At 37.1% G+C, this 19,928-nt stretch carries 18 protein-coding genes and 1 tRNA gene; 6 read left to right on the top strand and 13 right to left on the bottom strand.

The window, feature by feature from the left end; genetic code table 11:
* Positions 1–3: 3 nt before the first annotated feature.
* On the top strand, positions 4–513 hold the full coding sequence (locus tag OO013_RS06540; protein WP_266055898.1) for a TrmH family RNA methyltransferase: 510 nt from the start codon (positions 4–6) through the stop codon (positions 511–513).
* Here the strand turns inward: OO013_RS06540 and OO013_RS06545 are convergent, their stop codons facing one another.
* The 13 genes from OO013_RS06545 to OO013_RS06605 all read right to left on the bottom strand — a co-directional run bounded on the left by OO013_RS06545 (position 514) and on the right by OO013_RS06605 (position 16,136).
* Positions 514–1,374: a pirin family protein gene (locus OO013_RS06545; protein ID WP_266055899.1), complete on the bottom strand. Its 861-nt coding sequence runs from the start codon at positions 1,372–1,374 to the stop codon at positions 514–516.
* A gap of 178 nt (positions 1,375–1,552) precedes the next feature.
* Positions 1,553–2,491: an isoaspartyl peptidase/L-asparaginase family protein gene (locus OO013_RS06550; protein ID WP_266055900.1), complete on the bottom strand. Its 939-nt coding sequence runs from the start codon at positions 2,489–2,491 to the stop codon at positions 1,553–1,555.
* A gap of 238 nt (positions 2,492–2,729) precedes the next feature.
* A complete protein-coding gene (locus OO013_RS06555; RefSeq protein WP_266055901.1) occupies positions 2,730–4,616 on the bottom strand; it encodes an amidophosphoribosyltransferase in 1,887 nt (628 codons plus the stop codon).
* 12 nt (positions 4,617–4,628) lie between these two features.
* On the bottom strand, positions 4,629–6,152 hold the full coding sequence (locus OO013_RS06560) for an NADH-quinone oxidoreductase subunit N (RefSeq protein WP_266055902.1): 1,524 nt from the start codon (positions 6,150–6,152) through the stop codon (positions 4,629–4,631).
* Between the two features lie 5 nt (positions 6,153–6,157).
* A complete protein-coding gene (locus OO013_RS06565; protein WP_266055903.1) occupies positions 6,158–7,885 on the bottom strand; it encodes a complex I subunit 4 family protein in 1,728 nt (575 codons plus the stop codon).
* Between the two features lie 12 nt (positions 7,886–7,897).
* Positions 7,898–9,922: an NADH-quinone oxidoreductase subunit 5 family protein gene (locus OO013_RS06570; protein WP_266055904.1), complete on the bottom strand. Its 2,025-nt coding sequence runs from the start codon at positions 9,920–9,922 to the stop codon at positions 7,898–7,900.
* Between the two features lie 3 nt (positions 9,923–9,925).
* Positions 9,926–10,231: an NADH-quinone oxidoreductase subunit NuoK gene (nuoK, locus tag OO013_RS06575; protein WP_266055905.1), complete on the bottom strand. Its 306-nt coding sequence runs from the start codon at positions 10,229–10,231 to the stop codon at positions 9,926–9,928.
* Positions 10,218–10,742 carry an NADH-quinone oxidoreductase subunit J family protein gene (locus OO013_RS06580; RefSeq protein ID WP_266055906.1) on the bottom strand — a complete coding sequence of 175 codons (525 nt, stop codon included), beginning with the start codon at positions 10,740–10,742 and terminating at the stop codon, positions 10,218–10,220. The genes nuoK and OO013_RS06580 overlap by 14 nt, the downstream gene beginning before the upstream one ends.
* A complete protein-coding gene (locus tag OO013_RS06585; RefSeq protein ID WP_266055907.1) occupies positions 10,742–11,473 on the bottom strand; it encodes a 4Fe-4S dicluster domain-containing protein in 732 nt (243 codons plus the stop codon). The genes OO013_RS06580 and OO013_RS06585 overlap by 1 nt, the downstream gene beginning before the upstream one ends.
* Positions 11,473–12,570: a complex I subunit 1/NuoH family protein gene (locus OO013_RS06590; protein ID WP_266055908.1), complete on the bottom strand. Its 1,098-nt coding sequence runs from the start codon at positions 12,568–12,570 to the stop codon at positions 11,473–11,475. The genes OO013_RS06585 and OO013_RS06590 overlap by 1 nt, the downstream gene beginning before the upstream one ends.
* Positions 12,571–12,702: 132 nt before the next feature.
* Positions 12,703–13,512, bottom strand: coding sequence for a glutamate racemase (gene murI / locus OO013_RS06595; protein ID WP_266055909.1), 810 nt, complete (start codon positions 13,510–13,512; stop codon positions 12,703–12,705).
* 30 nt (positions 13,513–13,542) lie between these two features.
* On the bottom strand, positions 13,543–14,088 hold the full coding sequence (locus OO013_RS06600; protein WP_266055910.1) for a hypothetical protein: 546 nt from the start codon (positions 14,086–14,088) through the stop codon (positions 13,543–13,545).
* A gap of 122 nt (positions 14,089–14,210) precedes the next feature.
* The gene (locus OO013_RS06605; protein WP_266055912.1) at positions 14,211–16,136 is read right to left on the bottom strand and encodes an endonuclease; all 1,926 of its coding nucleotides are present in this window, start codon (positions 16,134–16,136) and stop codon (positions 14,211–14,213) included.
* A 176-nt stretch (positions 16,137–16,312) separates the two neighbouring features.
* On the opposite strand from OO013_RS06605, the gene OO013_RS06610 reads away from it, so the two are divergent.
* The 5 genes from OO013_RS06610 to OO013_RS06630 form a co-directional block, all read left to right on the top strand.
* A complete protein-coding gene (locus OO013_RS06610) occupies positions 16,313–17,710 on the top strand; it encodes an MBL fold metallo-hydrolase (RefSeq protein WP_266055913.1) in 1,398 nt (465 codons plus the stop codon).
* Between the two features lie 13 nt (positions 17,711–17,723).
* Entirely contained in the window at positions 17,724–18,029 is a 306-nt protein-coding gene (locus OO013_RS06615; RefSeq protein ID WP_266055914.1) for a rhodanese-like domain-containing protein, read from the top strand.
* 153 nt (positions 18,030–18,182) lie between these two features.
* On the top strand, positions 18,183–19,460 hold the full coding sequence (gene egtB, locus OO013_RS06620; RefSeq protein ID WP_266055915.1) for an ergothioneine biosynthesis protein EgtB: 1,278 nt from the start codon (positions 18,183–18,185) through the stop codon (positions 19,458–19,460).
* Positions 19,461–19,526: 66 nt separating this feature from the next.
* Positions 19,527–19,610, top strand: a tRNA-Leu gene (locus tag OO013_RS06625).
* 104 nt (positions 19,611–19,714) lie between these two features.
* The coding region (locus OO013_RS06630) for a four helix bundle protein (RefSeq protein WP_266055916.1) at positions 19,715–19,928 on the top strand (214 nt) is incomplete at its 3' end.

Raw genomic sequence — 19,928 nt, forward strand, 5'->3', positions numbered from 1 at the left:
AATTTGATACAACTCGATCATAAGGAGACACCAATTGAAAGCCACGACATTCAAATTGTGGTTATTTGTGATGAGGTTGAGAATCCTGATAATATAGGAATGATACTGAGAGTTGCTGATGGTTTTGGTGTTGAAAAAGTGATTTTTAAGTCGAAAATCAATCAGATACCTAAAAAGTCAAAAAGAGTATCAAGATCTGCATGGGAACGAATAAAATTCGATTTTACTTCTTCGATAGAGGAATCGATAAAGGAGTTTAAAATAGCTGGTTATCATATCGTGGCTGTAGAATTAACGAACGAAAGTGCCGACCTCAGGAATATTGATTTCAGAACTACAAACAAACTAGTTCTTGTAATTGGAAATGAATCCCGGGGTGTGTCTGCTTACGCTCTTAACCTTTGTGATGATGCATTGATGATCCCATTGTTTGGGGAAGGCTCTTCACTAAATGTCGTTAATGCACTATCAATCAGTTTGTTTGAGATTATACGCCAGGCAACTTTGTCCTGATCACATTCTTCCCATCTGACCTGTTTCAAAATCTCTTATTGCCTCCATTATTTCGATTTCCCGGTTCATTACAAACGGGCCATGGGCAACTACCTTTTCTTTCCATTGTTCGGCTGAAAGCAATAGAATTTTGCCGGATTCTAAGATTGAAATTTTTATTTTCCCTTTTTCAGGCTCAAAATATACCAGGTCACCTGGCTCGACAAATTCATTTCCTATTCTTGACACACCTTCTAACTGGTAAACAATTACCTGGTGTTTATGTGGAAGGTCAAAGCACAGGTGTTCCCCTTTTACACTTTCTATGGTAAATATATTTATATCAGAAGTGCGCCTTTCAGGACCTACAATACTTTTATAATTTCCCGATATAAGTTTCACCTTTGACTTTCTTCCTTCAAAAGGTACTTTAGGAAGTTGATCCTTAGTTAAGGGAAGATAAGAGGGATCACTTAATTTATCTTGTTCCCTTAGGTTTATCCAAAGTTGAATAAGCTGAAAATTACAGTATTTTTTCCCGTTTTCATTCAGGGCTTCTTTTTCACTGTGGATAATTCCTTTGCCGGCGGTTATCCATTGAACTCCTCCTTCGTCAATGATTTCGTCATTACCAAGACTATCCCTGTGTTCAACCGCTCCATCAAATACAAGTGACACCGGACAAAATCCTCTATGAGGATGTGGCGGTACATATAGCAACGGATGATCACCAGATTGCCTTTCTATTTTTAAATGGTGTAATAACAAAAATGGGTTGGCGTGATCCATTCCTGGTTGAGGGAATGCCTGTAGAATGGGATGATTGCCAACTCGGGTTTTTAATGCGCTAACTTTATATTCAATTGGCCTTTCCTTTTCCATTTTTATATTGGCTAAGCCTCAAGTATAAATAAACTTTGCTAGTGTTTATGAGGCTAAGGTTTAATCATACTGCTTTTTTACTTCAACTATTTAATATAACAAACGAGAAATAATAAAAAAAGGTGGTCTGATTTGATGGGTTTATTAAAAAAGGCACCTTTTAGATGCCTTTTTGGGTTTAGTTTTCTTTATAAATCATTGTCTTTAGTTCTTCTCCTTCTTTTACCATTCCCCTGTACATTCCTTCTGAATTGAATGAAAAGACAATATTTCCTAAGGAGTCTATCCCAATAATTCCTCCTTCACCGCCAAATTTTGTCATTTTTTCAATGATCACTTCATCAGCAGCCTTCTGTAGAGACGTTTTTTTATATTTCATGATCGCAGCGATATCATATGCTGTTACCGCTCTCAAAAAAAACTCTCCATATCCCGTGCAACTAATAGCACACGTTTCATTATCTGCGTATACTCCACTACCAATAACCGGGCTATCACCAATACGGCCGTATTTTTTATTTGTGAGGCCTCCAGTACTTGTTGCGCCTGCAATATTTCCGTTTTTATCTATGGCTACTGCTCCAACTGTACCAAATTTTTTATCGCTGTCATGATCGAGCTTCATGGTTCCTTGGTTTTTCACGCTTTTCAGTTGATTATACCTGAATTCTGAATAGAAATAATCATTGTTTACCAGTTTAAACCCTTTCTTTTCAGCATATTCTTCAGCTCCTTTTCCTGCGAGAAAAACAAATTCGGGGTCATCCATGATCATTCTGGATAGTTTTACAGGGTTTTTAATGTGTTTTACACTACATATTGCACCTGCGTTGAGTGTCTTACCATCCATGATAGAAGCTTCAAGTTCGTGATCTTCATTATGTGTAAAGACTGATCCTTTTCCTGCGTTAAAAAGCTCACTGTCTTCCATGCTGGCAACAGCCTCAGTGACAGCATCACTTGCAGAGCCTCCTTCTTTTAAAATTTTCTCACCATTCTTGAGCGCAATTTCAAGAGCTTTTCTGTAAGCATTTTCTTTTTCGCTGGTCATGTGATCTTTGAGTATAGTGCCAGCACCCCCATGAATTGCAAGGGCATATCTTGTATTTTTTGACATATTCGTGCCTTAATTGTAAATAATAAATGAAGTGTAGTTCCGAATCAGGAACATTCAGGAGGTGAAATAAATACTAACAGTCAAAGATTGGCTGCAAATTTAATAGCCCCAGGGGCTTACAAGATATATAGGAATCACGTTTCATTTGTGCGTAATGTATTAGACAAATATAAATAAAACAAATAAAAAAAGGCAAGAGCTTTAAAGCTCTTGCCTTTTAAATAAGAATATTTAATATTTAGTAAGCTCGAACTGTTTTTCCTTCCATAAAATACAAGAAAGCCTTATTTACAACATACATACCTCCCGGGGTAGGGAAGTCGCCAGTGAAATACCAGTCTCCTGAATGATTAGGACATGCTTTATGTAAATTATCAACAGTCTGATAGATAACTGATACTTCGGCTTTCATATTTTCCGGAGTAACGATTTTTGCTATTCTTTCGCTGATCTCATCATCTGTGAATGGTTCGTAAAGTTCTTTAACGTAATTCACATTCGATCGCTCTTCTACTGCTACCTTACATTTTTCATATACTTCATCGATTAAATTATCCATTCCTCGTTCTTTTAAAAGTTCGAGGGCAGCTCTGAACGCAATAAATTCTTTCATTCTTGACATATCGATTCCATAACAATCCGGAAATCGTATTTGTGGAGCTGAAGAAACAATGATAATTCTTTTTGGCTCGAGCCTATCGAGTGTACGAAGGATCGATTTTTCTAAAGTAGTTCCCCTGACAATACTGTCATCAATGACAACGAGTGTATCAATATTTTTATTGATCACTTCATATGTAGTGTCATAAACATTCGAAACCAGGTCATCTCTGGCATTGTCATCTGTGATGAAGGTTCTGAGTTTCGCATCCTTTAACACAAGTTTTTCAACTCTCGGGTGTAAAAGCATTAAATCGCTCAATTCATCATCATTCAGATCTCCTTTGATGATCCTGTCTTTCCTGTAATTAGCCAGGTATTCATCAATGCCTTCCATCATACCCAGAAATGATGTTTCGGCTGTATTTGGGATATATGAGAAAACTGTGTTTTTAAGATCGTAATCAATGGCTTCAAAAATCTGAGGGAGCAATAATTTTCCCAGGTCTTTTCTTTCATTGTATATTTCAGGATCATTACCACGGCTGAAATAAATTCTTTCGAAACTGCACGATTTCTTTTCTAACGGATCTCTGAAAGGTTTTTCTGAATAAGAACCATCTTTTTCTATTATTAATGCATGGCCTGGTTTGATCTCATGAATTTCAGAATATTCCATACCAAAAGCCGTTTTGATAGCTGGTTTTTCAGAAGCAACAACAACGATTTCGTCATCTGCATAATAATATGCCGGTCTGATTCCTGATGGATCGCGGGCAACAAATGCAGCTCCCGAACCAACTAATCCTGCCATAGCATATCCACCGTCAAAATCTTTACAAGCACGCTGAAGAATGCGTTGAATGTCAAGTTCAGTTTCAATACGCTCAGTAATTTCTATATTAGAGAGTTCACCTTTATATTTTTCAAAAATCTTTTGATTTTCATCATCGAGGAAGTGACCGATTTTTTCAAGCACGGTAACAGTATCTGCTTTTTCTTTCGGGTGCTGACCAAGTTTTACAAGAATATCAAATAATTCATCAACATTGGTCATGTTAAAGTTACCCGCTACAGCTAAGTTTCTGCTTCTCCAGTTATTCTGACGTAATTTAGGATGACAGTTCTCAATGCTGTTAGTTCCATGAGTTCCGTATCTTAAATGACCTAGCCAGACTTCTCCAGAAAAAGCAACATTCTCTTTGAACCAATCCGGGTCGTAAAATTTATCGCCCCCGTTTTTAATTCCTTTTCTATACTTCTTAGTTACTTTTTTGAATATATCCTGAATCGGGTTTGGATCAATTGATCTGTACCTGCTTATATAACGCTGTCCAGGTTTAGTATCCAGTTTGAAATTGGCAATACCTGCACCATCCTGTCCTCTGTTATGTTGTTTTTCCATTAACAGATACATTTTACTCATGGCGTAGGTAGGTGTGCCATACTTTTCGAAGTAGTAAGAAAGTGGCTTTCGCAACCTTAACATTGCAATACCACACTCGTGTTTAATAGAATCGCTCATTCGGTCCCCTTCTTAATTGGATGCAAAATTAATACTATTAATTACGTCGAACAACCAATCAGGTTGGAAGAATAGTAGAAAAATTGGCGTTGTAAGAAATAATAGAAATATTAATTCAAATAAATTAAAGGTCACTGGCTCCCTTTTTCCTTCTGATTCCTTGAAATACATAAAGTATGGAATTCTTAAATAATAGAACAATGCCACCACTGAAATACCCAGTCCAATCAATAACAGAAATAAATAAATATACTGTCCTGACAGTTCGAAATTTTCCCATACTGTCGTGAATAGAATGAATTTAGCAGTAAAACCAGCAGTTGGTGGCAAGCCTGTCAGGGAGATCATCAATATTACCAGGGCAGTAGATGCTACAGGTGCTGCTTTTCCCATACCTTTAAAATCACTGATTTCATCTGATCCGGTAGCATTTTCCAGTTTTATCAGAATAAAAAACACCCCGTAATTCATCAGTATGTAAATGAAAATATAAAATAACAAAGCATAAAGCCCCATCTCTGTAAGCGATAATATAGCTATCATCATAAACCCGGCATGACTGATGCTTGAATACGCCATCATTCGTTTGCCGCTTTTCTGCCAGATAGCTGAAAAATTAGCCACGATCAAAGTGAATATTGCAGCTATTCCAAGCATTTCGTCCAGATGAAGAGATATCGAAGAAATCTCCAGATCATTTATGCCCATTCGATTAACAATGTTGAACATCATCATTAATCCTGCAATTTTTGGAACTATCGAAAAGAATGCTGTAATACTTGTAGGAGCAGCTTTATAAACATCGGGTACCCATACATGAAAAGGAAAAATAGATATTTTAAAAAACAGACCTGAAATGATCATAATCAAAGCAAAGCCAAGTCCAAAGTCGATTTGCCTGCCTTGAGCAGCAATTTCTGTCAGATCAATAAAGCCAAAGCTGTTAGTGTAGCCGTAAAGTAAGCTGATGCCATATAACATTATAGCTGATGCAAACGCACCGAATAATACATATTTCATAGCTCCTTCAGATCCTTTTCTATCAAATTTGAATCCGGCGATCAGGTAAGATCCCATACTTACAGTTTCCAGGGCAAGGAAAAACATCAGGAAATGATTCGCCTTTACCATTAGAATTGATCCCAAAGTAATGAGAGTCAATAAAGAAAAGTATTCACCTTCCCCTTTTTTTTCTTCTTTGAATGGTTTTTCAAAAGAAGTAATGAGAATAGTAAGCAGGGTAGCAATAATCAATAAAATAGATAGAAACAGACTTAGCCTGTTGACCCGTATCATATTTTCGAAGATATTTTGAGGACCTTCAACAGTATTCCAATCATTTATTGAAGCTATCAGGGCAACTAACAAACCTGTTGTTGCTGCCATATATAATAATTGTGGGTTTTCTTTTCCGAATAGGAGATCCATCACAATTATAGCGATAATTGATAATACAAGAGTATATTCAGTCGTCAGTAAGGGCAGCGACCTGATGATCTCATCTATGTAAACTGATATGTCTGCAGCTAAAAGCATGTTCATCATTTAGAAATACTACTTGACATGATATGATTGATTAACCCTTCTACTGTTGGAGCTACCCCATCTATAAAAATCTGCGGGAACAGCCCGAAAAATAAAATTGCAATGGCCAATGGTGTGAACATTAAATAATCCACTGGTTCGAGATCTACCAAAGCTCGTTCTTTTTCCTGTTCTCTATAATAAAATTTTCCAAAGAACATCCGCTGTAAAGTCCATAGGTAATATCCAGCTGTTAATATCAAGCCTATCGCTGCTATAATTACTAAAGATCTTGGCAAGATTCCATTTTCGGTCGAAGAAGAAAATCCACCAAGGAAAACAAAAATCTCTGCGATAAACCCGGAAAAACCGGGTAGGCCAAGTGATGCGAAAAAGGCAATGACTACAAAAAATGTATATTTTGGCATTTTCTTGGCAAGGCCACCATAATGATTTATTGTTCGATCGTGGGTTCTCGAATAAACAACTCCGGCGATAAGGAATAGCATGGCAGAAATAAGACCATGGCTGAATAACTGGAAGTTTGCTCCCATAAAACCCTCATTGGTTAATGAAGCAATACCCAAAAGGAAAAATCCCATATGACTTACAGAACTGTAAGCGATCATTTTTTTCAGGTCTTTCGATGCCAGGGCGACCAGTGCAGCATAGATTATTGAGATAACTCCAAGTACTCCAATAACGTAACCGTATTGAGTAGCTCCTTCAGGGAAAATAGAGTATGCCATTCTTAGAATACCATATCCTCCAACTTTAAGCAATAAGGCAGCTAATATAACAGAAATAGGAGTCGGAGCTTCAACGTGGGCATCGGGAAGCCAGGTGTGAAATGGTACGCCCGGTAATTTTATCAGAAACCCAATAAATAATGCAAGAAAGGCCAGATTTCGGGCAGATTCACCCCATATTTTAAAATTATTAGATGAAAATATACTGTTAGGAATATAATTTCCAGTATCAGTAAGATAAGCCCATTTAAAAGTCCTGACCCAGTATTGCTCTTCGATATTTCCTTGGGCAAGTTCAGATTGCACAACTTCAACTTGATCTGCCAGAGGTTGTTGAATGTCGATTAGTCCGGCTTTTTCTCCTGTAGCAATTGGATCTATCGCAGATACGTATAAACCTATCATAACTACCAGTATCATCATACTGCCGGCTAATGTATAGAGGAAAAACTTAATTGCAGCATATTCTTTTCTTGGCCCACCCCACAAGCCGATGAGAAAATACATCGGTAACAACATAAACTCAAAAAATAAAAAGAAAAGAAAAAGATCCATTGCTGCAAAGCAACCAAAGATCGTAGTGCCTAAGAGTAAAATGAGCACGTAAAAACCTTTTAATTTTATTTTAATGGTATGGCTTGCCAGGGTTGCTATTAGCATGATAAATGATGTGAGAATGATCAGCCATATACTCAGGCCGTCAATTCCAAGGCTGTAACTAATATTTAATTCCCCCAATACTCCAAGGTCCATGCTAATCCATGGTAATTCATCATAGAATGACAGATTCATCCAGTCGTAGATCAAATTTGGAGTATTGATGTCTCCCACCGGATTGAAAGCGTAAAAGGCGATGAGTGAAAGAAGGATCTCAATTCCGAAGATTCCGGTTACCAATCGCCTCATTATATACCCGCTTCTGTCGGGCAGCAATAATATTATCGGAATTCCCGCGAGGGGAAGAAAAATTATCAAACTTATAAATCCGATATCCATTCGGTAATGTATTTAGCGGTAAAACATTAACATTAAAAATACGATAGAGATCACAGCATACAAGATGTAGAGTTGTATCCTACCTCCTTGCATTTGCCTGGTGATTTTACCAGTAACTCCACTGATATAAGCCACCATTCTGACCATTCCATCAATAAAATATTTTTCTATGACCTTTGTAATCTGGCCTATGATCACGGTTCCTATGGTAATTGCATGTAAAATTCCATCAATTACCTTCATATCAACTTTTTCCAAAAAACGCCCCAATTTGATCGTGCCGGGAACTATGGATAGGTTGTAAAAGTCATTAAAATATAATTGCTCCCTGCTTAACTTCAAAAATGGTGTTTTAGAAGTGAAGGTAGGAGAGGCGTAACTTATTCTCCTTCTGGTTAAACCATAGATTGCTGCAGATAATCCTATAATAGTAAGAATAACTGCAGTAGCAGGTAGCCATGTAGGAGCTGAATATTCAATATTTTGAGGGTAGGAAGTCAGGGAGCTAAATAAACTAATTTCATTTGCATGAAAAGGGTTTATTGAAAAAGGTATCCAAAGCGAAAGTAGAGCAAGTATCGCAATTGGGAAAATTAATTGTTTGTTATCACTCGTACTAAGTGATTGTAATTTGAATGAAGTATTGTTTTTAAGACGGCTTTTTCCCATGAAGACTAAATACCATTGCCTTCCCATGTAAAAGGCTGTCAGCCCTGAAGTAATGAGTAATATTGCAGGAACCAAAAATCTGAAATCGCCTCCCTGTGCATAAATTAGAGCATGTTTTATGACACTTTCTTTAGATAAAAAACCTGAACTAAATGGAATAGCACATAAAGAAGCGGTCATTATAGTATATCCAACAAATAATATCGGGTTTATTTTCCTCAGTCCTCCCATAAATCGCATATCCTGGGCATCAAAATATTTAGGAAGGTCACTTTCGGAATGCTCTCTCTGGTGCATATAATATATTATTGCACCTGCTCCCAGGAATAATCCTGCTTTAAAAAATGCATGAGTGAATAAGTGAAACATGGCTGCTCCTGCCGAACCTGTTCCTGCAGCTACGATCATATAACCCAGCTGAGAAATTGTAGAAAAAGCAAGGACTTTTTTAATGTCATTTTGTTTGATCGCTGAAAAGGCAGCTATTAATGCAGTGATTGTTCCGATTATAACTATAAAATCACTCACCCATCCGATATATAAAAATACTGTTCTGGAAAGCATATAGACACCTGCAGCAACCATGGTCGCAGCATGTATTAATGCCGAGGCAGGTGTTGGGCCTTCCATAGCATCGGGTAACCAGACCTGAAGAGGGAATTGAGCAGATTTACCCATTGCTCCCATAAATATCCCGAGCCCGGCAAGTATTATCCAGAAGATGTTTTCATTTTCAGGAGAAGTATTGAGGTAATCAGAAGCCAGGTTTGTAATAGAAAGATCATGAAATATAGCAAATAATATCCCCATTCCGGCCATAAAACCAAAATCCCCTATTCTGTTCATCACGAATGCTTTAAGGCCTGCTTTGGCTGCACTTGGTTTGGTATACCAGAATCCAATTAACAGGTAAGACGCCAGTCCGACTAACTCCCAGAAAACAAACATCAGGAACAAGTTTTCACTCCATACAATACCGAGCATTGCAAAGGTGAAAAAACCGAGAAAAGAAAAGTAATGATGAATTCTTGGTTCGTCTTCCATATATTTTCTGGAAAAAAACGAAACCAGGGTAGCAATGAACGAAACCAGTAATGCCATGCTGATTGATGCATCGTTGGCCCAGATATCAAGGGAAATATTCAGTTTACCAATATTTAACCATGGTATACCTGCAATAATTTCATTTCCTTTATACAAAAAGAAAAATATTACAGAATGTATCAGGGTACTTATAGCAAGAGCACCAGAAACAAGGAGGCCTGAATTTTTACGGTTCTTTAAAAATATGCCTGATATACCACACAAGAGGGGAATCAGCCAACCGCATATGATCAAAATATTTATAATAAAATCGTTTTGCTTCATTTATCAGCCTTTTAAATCAGCGATTTCGTCGACATCAGTAGTTTTGTAAAAGCGGTAAACCCTGAGAATTATAGCCAGAGCTACGGCAGCTTCAGCAGCAGCCATTACTATTAAAAATAAACTGAACATTATTCCATGAATAGCTTCAGGTGACTTCATCGCGAAAGCCACAAAGTTAATATTTGCTGCATTAAGCATAAGTTCTATTCCCATAAGAATCATAATGCCGTTTTTCTTAATCAAAACGATCATAATTCCGATACAAAACAGAATGATACTAACCAGAAAATATAATTCAATTTGTGTCATTTTCCTTTTTCGATATAAATAATGAACCAACAAGTATCACCAGCAGAATGACTGCAATTAATTCAAATGGAAGTAAGTATCGTGTCATGATTTCTACTCCAAGTGATTCTACAGGATGCCCCATTAAAGGGATATTGTTATCAGTACTTCTCAATGAATCACGAAAGCTACTTTGAGAATAGATCTGTGTGAATAATAGAAAAATTGCTAAACCGGCAAGAATTCCGGGTATTACACGATGATTACCTGCTTTGATGGTTTTTCCATCAGCCCTGTTGGTAAGCATGATACCAAATATTATTAAAACAAGGATACCTCCTGCATAAACCAGCAATTGAGTTACACCTAAAAATTCTGCCCCGGCCAAAAGATAAAGACCTGCTATACCTAACAAACATACCAACAGACCAAACGCAGCATGTAAAATATGCCTGGTAATTAACACAAATAAGGCACTGATTACAGTAATGACTGCGAAAGAGTAAACTGCTATGGTTCCTGCATCAAGCATTATTTATCTTCTTTTTTGTTGTCATCATTATTACCCTCTTTCTTTTTCTTCATCGGCCTTGGAATAAACTTGGGCTTAGCAGCTTTGGGTTTAGTGGAGTCTGCAGACTTTTCACTACTTTCTGAAGTTGCTCTGCTTTCAGCTTTTTCCCTGGCCATTGCTGCTTTCTCCTCCATTGCTTTTTCCAGGTCGGCTTTTGCATCACTGATCTCTTTTTCTGTCATCTTACTGAAAGGGAAATTGTGATCTGTAATATCAAAAGTGCTGTAATCATAATCCTGGGACATTGTCAGACACTCAGTAGGACAAACCGTAGTACATAAACCACAAAAACAGCATTTAGCCATATCGATATCAAACTTGGCTGCATGGATACGCTTTGGAGTTCCATCAGATGTTTTGCCGATTTCCTCAGTTGCTTTTACAGGTTCTATATCAATGCAGTCAACCGGACAAACTTTGGCGCATTTATCACATACAATGCAATCTTCTATTTCATTATGAAGCTGATATCGTCCTTTTTCCGGAACAGGCATTTCAAACCTGGGATATTGCACAGTAAATAAACCCTCTTGTTTTTCGAAATACTTTTCGCTGTCGACATTTTCTAAGCTTCGTTTTTTTCTGGCAAGAGGTATGTGCTTCCAGGTAGTTTTTAAACCTGTAATCAGGGTGTCAAAAGCCTCGGTTATATTTCCAAAATATGTGTTATTTGCTCCTTTTCTTTTCATCACAACAATGCCAATTTCCAAAGTCCGACAATAAATATAATAATCAAAGCTGCAGGAGTAAGATATTTCCAACCTAAATTCATTAATTGGTCTACTCTTAAACGTGGGAATGTCCACCTGATCCAGATCTGACACAATACAAGTGTCATAGCTTTCAGACATAACCAGAAAATACCCCATAAGTCAGCTGATATAGAGCCCGGAGTACCTGATGTCCATTCTGCTAATTTAAGTGCTCCTATATTTGGGAGTGGTGTACTCCAACTACCCAGGAATAAAACCACCGCTAGAAATGAGGTTAAGAGCATTACTCCATATTCTGCCAGCATGATAATGGCAAATCTAAAGCCTGAATATTCAGTGTGAAATCCGGCAATAAGTTCTGATTCAGCTTCAGGCAGGTCAAAGGGTGCCCGGTTACTTTCCGCCAGGGAGGTTATAAAGAAGATTACAAACCCTATAATGAGTGGAGGCATTCTGAATATATTCCAGGATAATATCCCTCCATATTTTCCAACATTGATTCCTAAAAATTTAAGCCCGAATAAATAGCTTTCGGTGTTCTTAGTAGCGCTTTCGTAAAATATACTCTGTTGCATACTTATTTCCTGGAGGTCTAAAGTACCACTCATCATTATGACGCCAAGAACTGCTAATCCTAGGGGGATTTCATAAGAAACGATCTGGGCAACTGATCGATAAGCTCCAATGATTGCATATTTATTGTTCGACCCCCATCCGGCCATTAAAATACCTAATATGTCAAGTGATACGATGGCAATTGCATAGTAAACGCCTGTCGCTACGGTAGATCCAGTGATGTTTACGCTCAAAGGAATGACAGCAAATGCAGCAAACATTGCAACGAATATAATAGTTGGTGCTATTGCAAATAATGGTTTATCTGCCGCAAAAGTGAAAATATGTTCCTTTTGAAGCAATTTTAGAATATCTGCGAAAGTTTGTAACAGACCTTTATAGCCTACTTCCATCGGGCCGTAGCGATCCTGAATAAAAGCACTGATCTTACGTTCTGCATAAATAGCTATCAGACCATAAAATACAAGAAACCCTAAAAAGAATAAAAAGCTTATCATATCGCCGTAAAAATAGGTTTAGGCGTTTAACTTTTATTTAATGTTTCAACTAACTGTTCGGGGGCTTAATTGTTAGTTGAATTCTAATACGAATGTAATACTGAATTGCTTAAATGACAATAAACTCAACACCTAATCATCCCACAATGGATATTTTTCAAGATGAACCTCTTTTTTGAAGAAAAAACGAGTGCTGAATTCAAAATTTGCCGTATAATCTGAAACGTAAAAGTGATCTTCTCCCTCAGGTTTTTCATTAAGAAGATTATTGTATTCCAAATAGCCTCTCAATGCTTTAGCAGTTATCACACTACTGTCTATTACATCAGTTGATTCTCCAATTAACGATTGAATTTCTTCTTTGATCACAGGATAATGCGTACAACCTAAGATCAAGGCTGAAATATCTTTCAATACAGGGTTTTCAAGGTATTCTGAGATAATCGCCTCTGTGATTTCTTTTTTATGAAAACCTTCTTCGATCATTGGCACCAACAAAGGGGTAGCTAATGATGAAAAATCAATATTTGCCTTGATATCGTCTATTTTTTTCTGATAAACACCAGAATTAACTGTTTGCATAGTTCCAATCAAGCCAACTTTCTTATCTCTGTATTTTTCCCTCAAATGATCGATCACCGGATTTATAACGTCAAAAACTTTTGCTTTTTTACCGGTGTATTCTCTGATTAGATCATAAGAAGCAGTACTGGCTGAATTACAGGCAATCAAAATAACTTTGCATTTTTTCTCCAGAAGCCACTGGCTGATCTTTACTGAATAAGATTGTATAGCTGCAGTTGATTTGTCACCGTAGGGTAAGTGAGCGGTATCGCCAAAATATATGATTTGCTCATTTGGAAGCAGTTCTTTTACAGCACGGGCGACAGTAAGGCCTCCAATTCCACTATCAAAAATACCAATAGGTTGTTTTGCTTGCATCGAAAGTAATTTGCAACAAAGATTAAAAAATTACTCTGAAAATCTATCAGAATCTATAGCTGAATTTACACTTTTGACCATTTTCAGGTTCTTTTCTTTATCGAATATGAATAGAAAATACGTGGTTTCTGCATTATTTTCTTTTACCATAGCGGTTAAAGTATTGTTTTCCGGTTTTGAGAAATACAGCACATTTGCCTCCTGGTATATGTTTTTGTTGCTATGAGGTATCAGTGGATCTTGATAATCTTCAAAATAATTATAGCTATCAAGTATTCTTAAAGAATCGTAAACCGGTTTTCTGTTTTCTGGCGAGGCCAGCTCGTATAGAAAAAGTTTTAATGGAATGAATATTACGCTATCACTTACAACGAAATCGTTATTTTTTTCTTCAAAATATAATTCGATGAATTGATAGGCCTTTTCTTCTAATTTGTACTTGTCATATTCCGCCCTGCCGACAATAATGTCTGCTGCATAAACCGGGTCATTTTTGGCACCACAAACATTTTGAGAGTAAAGATCCATACTCAAAGTTGTAGCAAAGAAAAATAAAATAAACTTTAACTTGATCATCAAATTTGATAAACGGATTGATGACGCCAAAGTTAATAAAGTTTTGAATTAGCTTTTATTTGGTTCTTAATACAAAGGGCCTGCAATATATTGCAAGCCCTTATAAACTTTCTGTTTAATTTCTAATATATGAATTTAACTGTGTGATCGACTTCTTCACTGTCAAAGTGAAATAAGTATATAGTGTTTGCTTTTAGATTTGCTTTAAGCCTCGTTTCAGGTTGATCTACATTAATTAAATATTCTTGTTGTCCCGATAAATTAATTATTGAAAGCTGACCTGTATAATTCTTTTTAACTTTTACAATCAATTCATTGTTGTTTTCCGAATATTGAATCTGGTAATTTCTTTGTTGCTGATCCTGACTAATTGATCTGATATTTAATACTTCCTTATTGCTTTTTAGCCGGGAAGATGAATTACCCCAAATATTGGAAACTAACTCGGGATGATCTATAAAAGGATTTCTATTTCCCTGATATTGGTAGGCAGCTTCATTTCTTGCTATTTCTTTCTGGCTTACCGGATCATTGATATGCCAGTTTAGTAATAATTGGACGGCCCATGGTTCAAATGCAGTTGAAGAAGTACCGTTAAGAATTGCATCAGAATAAGCATTATTATTTTCCCATCCCGCTATAAGGTCTTCATATCTGGTAGCCATGTAAAAATAGGCTCTGGCTATATCTCCCTTGAATTCATCGATTGGTTCAAATACAATTCCTGTATATCCAGATGTCGAAGTTCCTGAGCCTAGTTTACTGCCGTTAGCAGAAATGTAAGATGCAGAGCCTACTTCACCATAGGGATAACTACCTCTTTTGCTATTGACATAGCCATCTGTTAAGAATATATGATGGATATCAGATTCCATAGGGGCAGAACTGCTAAACCAGCTTTTTGGAAAAGAATGTTCACGGTTATAACAATCCCCTTCTCCACTATAATTTCCGCATTGTGAGTTTGTGGAAGTATAGACATAAGGATCGGCACCATTTGGGTTTTCACTATAAATGTCTAAAAGTGAATTGTCATTTTCGTAATAAATATCTCTGCTGTTGCTGGAATAGAAATTCCAAATTGAACTATATGATCTCGGGGTGTGGGAGTCCTTGATGATCGTATGAAGAGCTGATTTAAGTTGAAAACCACTTAAGCCATCTGCACTACTATAATACCCATCTAATGTGCTTCCTCCACCGTTATTGCTGCCGGTACTTATGCTAAAATAAGTCAATTCAGAACCCCCAAAGTCACCCCCTGAAACGATGGTTTGACCGTTATAGTCAAGTGAATAACTTCCATATCCATAAAAACAGCAGATACCGTCACCGTAGCTATCATAGATTGTAAAAGAATAATCCCCGTCAGGAAGACAAAAAGATTCAGTATAACTTTTGTTGCTTTGATATTGTGATCCCGAAGAAATTGTAGCTCCTGTAGATTGATCTTTTAGGATCCAGGATGTTTCATAGCCATAGTTATCAGTTGTCAGTGATAGAGTTATCTCAGTTTCCAGACAGCTATCTCCGTTACCGGGAGGTAATTGTGAGGATGAGGGCTGATAATCGTCTACGTAAACTATTTCGTTTCCATCAAATCCATTACGGTCATAAAATCTAAGTCCGATTTCGATTGAACTTGTAGTAGGAGTATAAACATATTCGATTTTTTGCCATTGACCGGTAATGTTTTCGTTGGAATAGTTTCGGTAACCATCCACATATAATCTGGCTGCCACACTACCTTCTGTGTGGTAAACCCAAACTGAAAATGTATAAGACTGGCCCGGTGTCACGGAAATAGTTTGTCTGAGGTCTGTGCTGCTCTGGCTGTTTGTCATTACCGTGACTTTTGCAGAATAATTACCTGAGCGGATAAAGGAGGAAGGAGAGATTGTGATTCCATTATCTATTGTCGTCCATTCCTCAGGCGAATTGCTTGTCCACGATTCGAATGATCCATTGGAAATCTGGCCGTGAGTTATGTTATTCAGGAAAATTGAAACGATGAATAACATGATCGATCGATAAGAAAAGAGTTTCATCAGGTGTAAATGTTTGGTTGATAGATGATTGAAAGTTTCGCGAATAAAATATATTCTTTTAGAAAAAGAAAATTTGACAGATTAATTATTTATTAAGATTCAACTAACATCAAGTATTTTAAGCTGAGAAGGAATCTGAAATTTTATTAAATTGCGATCTGAATTAAAATTATATCATGAAGTTAGAACAAATATATACTGGTTGTTTAGCGCAGGGAGCTTATTATATAGAGTCTGAAGGAGAAGCGGTAGTAATAGATCCGTTACGGGAAACAAAGCCATATATTGAAAGGGCTAAAAGTTCTGGGGCAAAGATAAAATATGTGCTTGAAACACATTTTCATGCAGATTTCGTGTCGGGTCATTTGGAGCTTGCCGATAAAACCGGAGCAAAAATAGTTTATGGTCCCGGGGCAAAAACAAATTATGATATAGTTGAGGCAGAAGACGGTGATGTTTTTGAAGTTGGGAAATTGAAATTCGAATTATTACATACCCCGGGGCATACACTTGAAAGCAGCTGTTATTTAATGTACGATGAAGAAGGTAGACCACGTGCAATATTTTCAGGGGACACTTTATTTATAGGAGATGTTGGAAGGCCCGATCTGGCAATCAAGTCAGATCTGACCAGAGAAGATCTGGCCGGAATGCTTTATGATAGTTTGAGAGAAAAGATCATGAATCTTCCTGATGATATTATTGTATATCCTGCTCATGGTGCCGGGTCAGCTTGTGGTAAGAATATGAGTAATGAAACTTCTGATACTCTGGGTAATCAGAAACAAACTAATTATGCTCTGGCTGAAGATCTTTCAAAGGAGGATTTTATTAAAGAAGTGACATGTGGTATCATGCCACCACCTCAATACTTTGCAAAGAATGCTCAATTAAATAAATCAGGAGTTAAAAGTCTTGATGAAATTCTTGAAAAAGGGACAAGAGCTCTTTTGATAGATGAATTTAAAGACTATATTAATAATAGCGCGCTAGTTCTTGATGTAAGAACAGCAGATGAATACGCAAAGGGATCAATTCCTGGGTCATTATTCATCGGTATTGATGGTAGTTTTGCACCCTGGGTAGGAGCATTGATATCAGAGTTGGATACGCCTATTTTACTGATCACTCCAGAAGGAAGGGAAGAGGAAGCTGTGACCAGGCTTTCAAGAGTTGGATATGATAATACACTAGGGTACCTTAAAGGTGGCATGAACTCTTGGATAGAATCTGGAGAAGAAGTTCAGATAATTAACAGGATAGATGCTGAAACTTTTGCAGGCTCTTACGAAAACATTCAACAGCCTGTGGATGTGAGGAAACCTGGAGAGTTTGAAACAAGTCATGTTGATGGATCTCCTCTAAAACCGCTTGATTTTATAACAGAATGGCAGGATGAATACCCTAAAGATAGGCATCTGACATTGTTTTGTCGTGGAGGATACAGAAGTATGATCGCCGCTTCAATATTAAAAGCAAGAGGATATCAAACTGTGACTGATGTAATTGGCGGATTTAATCAGATTAAACAAACAGGAATGAAAATCGTTTCTGATTCAGAGGTAATAAACTAATATATCAGCAATCATGTATAAAGATATCGATACAGAAGAAGCTAAAGAACTGATGGAAGGCCCTGACACAGTTGTGATTGATGTTAGGACTCCACAGGAATGGGAAGAAGGAATTATTCCCGGAGCTTTAAAGATGAATATAATGGATCAGGATTTTGCTGAAAGAATCACTGAATTAGACAAGGATAAAAAATATTTGATGGTTTGCCGTAGTGGAAATCGAAGCGGAAAGGCTTGTCAGTATATGTCTTCAATAGGGTTTACTCATTTATATAATCTTGACGGAGGTATGCTTGACTGGGAAGGCGAAACAGAATAAAGGAAAATGACTAATTAAAAATTAAAAGAATGCCGGTTTTTTGAAAGAAAAGCCGGTTTTTTTGTGTTATGTCAGGTTATTTAATAATGGACACAGTTTGGGAACTGTATTTTTCCCTTTTTTTAGTTATTTTTCAAATCAGACAATTAGCCTATGGAAAAAGTTCTAGCTTTAAATGTTTCCGGACTCAGTCAAAAATTCCTGAAAGTCAGGGATATGGTTCTGGAACTAACTGCTCCGTTAAATCCCGGAGATTTTTACGTTAAGCCCAATCTCGATCATCATTCTGTTGCCTGGCATATGGGGCACACAACCTGGTTTTTTGAATATTTTGTGCTTCAACCTCATAAAAAAAATTATAATTTCTTCAGACCTGAATTAGAGAAGTGGTTTAATACAGGACTTACCTATTCCGAAACCTTTGAAAAGAAACAACAGTCCATCCAATATAGTAGGCCATCTGTCGAAGAGATAATTAAATATCGTAATCATGTAGATCAACACATGCTTGATTTGTTTGAAAACGATAAGGACAAAACTAAAGAAATTGAATTTCTGATTTATGTCGGAATTAATCACGAATTAAACCACGTTGAGAGAATGCTCAATGGTATTAAATTTCTATTGGGAAGCAACCCATTTAAGCCAATATATCATGAGTTTGATTCAGGAATTGAACCGAATTTAAAAATCTTCAAAGAAAATTACCTGGAGTTTGATGATGGAATTTATGAGATAGGCAGCAAGAAGAATAATCACTTCTCTTTCGATAATGAACGAGGACAACATAATGTTTATCTTGATGCATTCCAGGTATTAGACAGGCTAGTGTTGAACGGTGAATACCTGGAGTTTATGGAAGCCGATGGTTATGAAGAAGAAGATTACTGGACTGAAGAAGGATGGTTATATATAAAACAGAATAATATAGACTGTCCGCTTTATTGGGAAAAGGGAGAAGAAAGCTGGTATGAATACACACTTAGAGGATATGATAAGCTGAATCCTTATGAACCTCTAGCACACATTAGTTATTACGAAGCAGAAGCATTTGCAAAGTGGAGAGGTAAAAGACTTCTTACAGAGTATGAATGGGAAGTTGCTTGTAAAAAGCTAAGAGAGGAAATACCAGAGACTGCGAATTTTCTAGAGAAAAAGAAATTTCATCCATTGGCCAGAGTAGAGAAAGCATTTCAGTTTTATGGTGATTGCTGGGAATGGACAAGCAGTCCGATGTCAGTGTATCCTGGTTATAAAACGACATCAATGCCATTAGGTAAATTCATGCGGCCAGTAGCAGGAGGGCTTCAGGTTGTCAGAGGAGGATCCTCATTAAGTTCTTCTGAGGTTATAAGGAATACTTGCCGCCTTGGGGTATCTCCTACAGATAGGTTTTGGATGACCGGACTGAGGCTAGCTGAATATATTTAAAAAATTATAAGTTCAGGTTGGGAAAATATTACTATATGCAATAGTTTTGCTGCCCTGATTAGCACTGCCCAGGTGCTGGAATTGGTAGACAGGCATGGTTGAGGGCCATGTGTCCGTTAGGGCGTGCGGGTTCGACTCCCGCTCTGGGCACATAAAACAGTATCAAGAGTGCGAGCGAGAGCGAGAATTCTCGATACTGTTTTCTCTATACTCACTCACACTCTCACTCTTTTCAAATTTATCAACCAAACAAGATGTTTGATTTTCAAAAGTTAACTGTTTATCATCGATCCAAAAATTTCAGGAAATTAATTCGATCCTTACTTAACGAAAACAAGTTTGACAGAACAACCAGGGATCAGCTTTCCAGGGCTTCAATGAGTATTGCTTTAAATATAGCTGAGGGGTCGTCCAGATTCACTCCAAAAGATCGTAAACATTTCATGGTAATTTCCAGAGGGAGTGTAT

This window comes from Mangrovivirga halotolerans, assembly GCF_026241165.1.
In the GTDB taxonomy this organism is placed as follows: domain Bacteria; phylum Bacteroidota; class Bacteroidia; order Cytophagales; family Cyclobacteriaceae; genus Mangrovivirga; species Mangrovivirga halotolerans.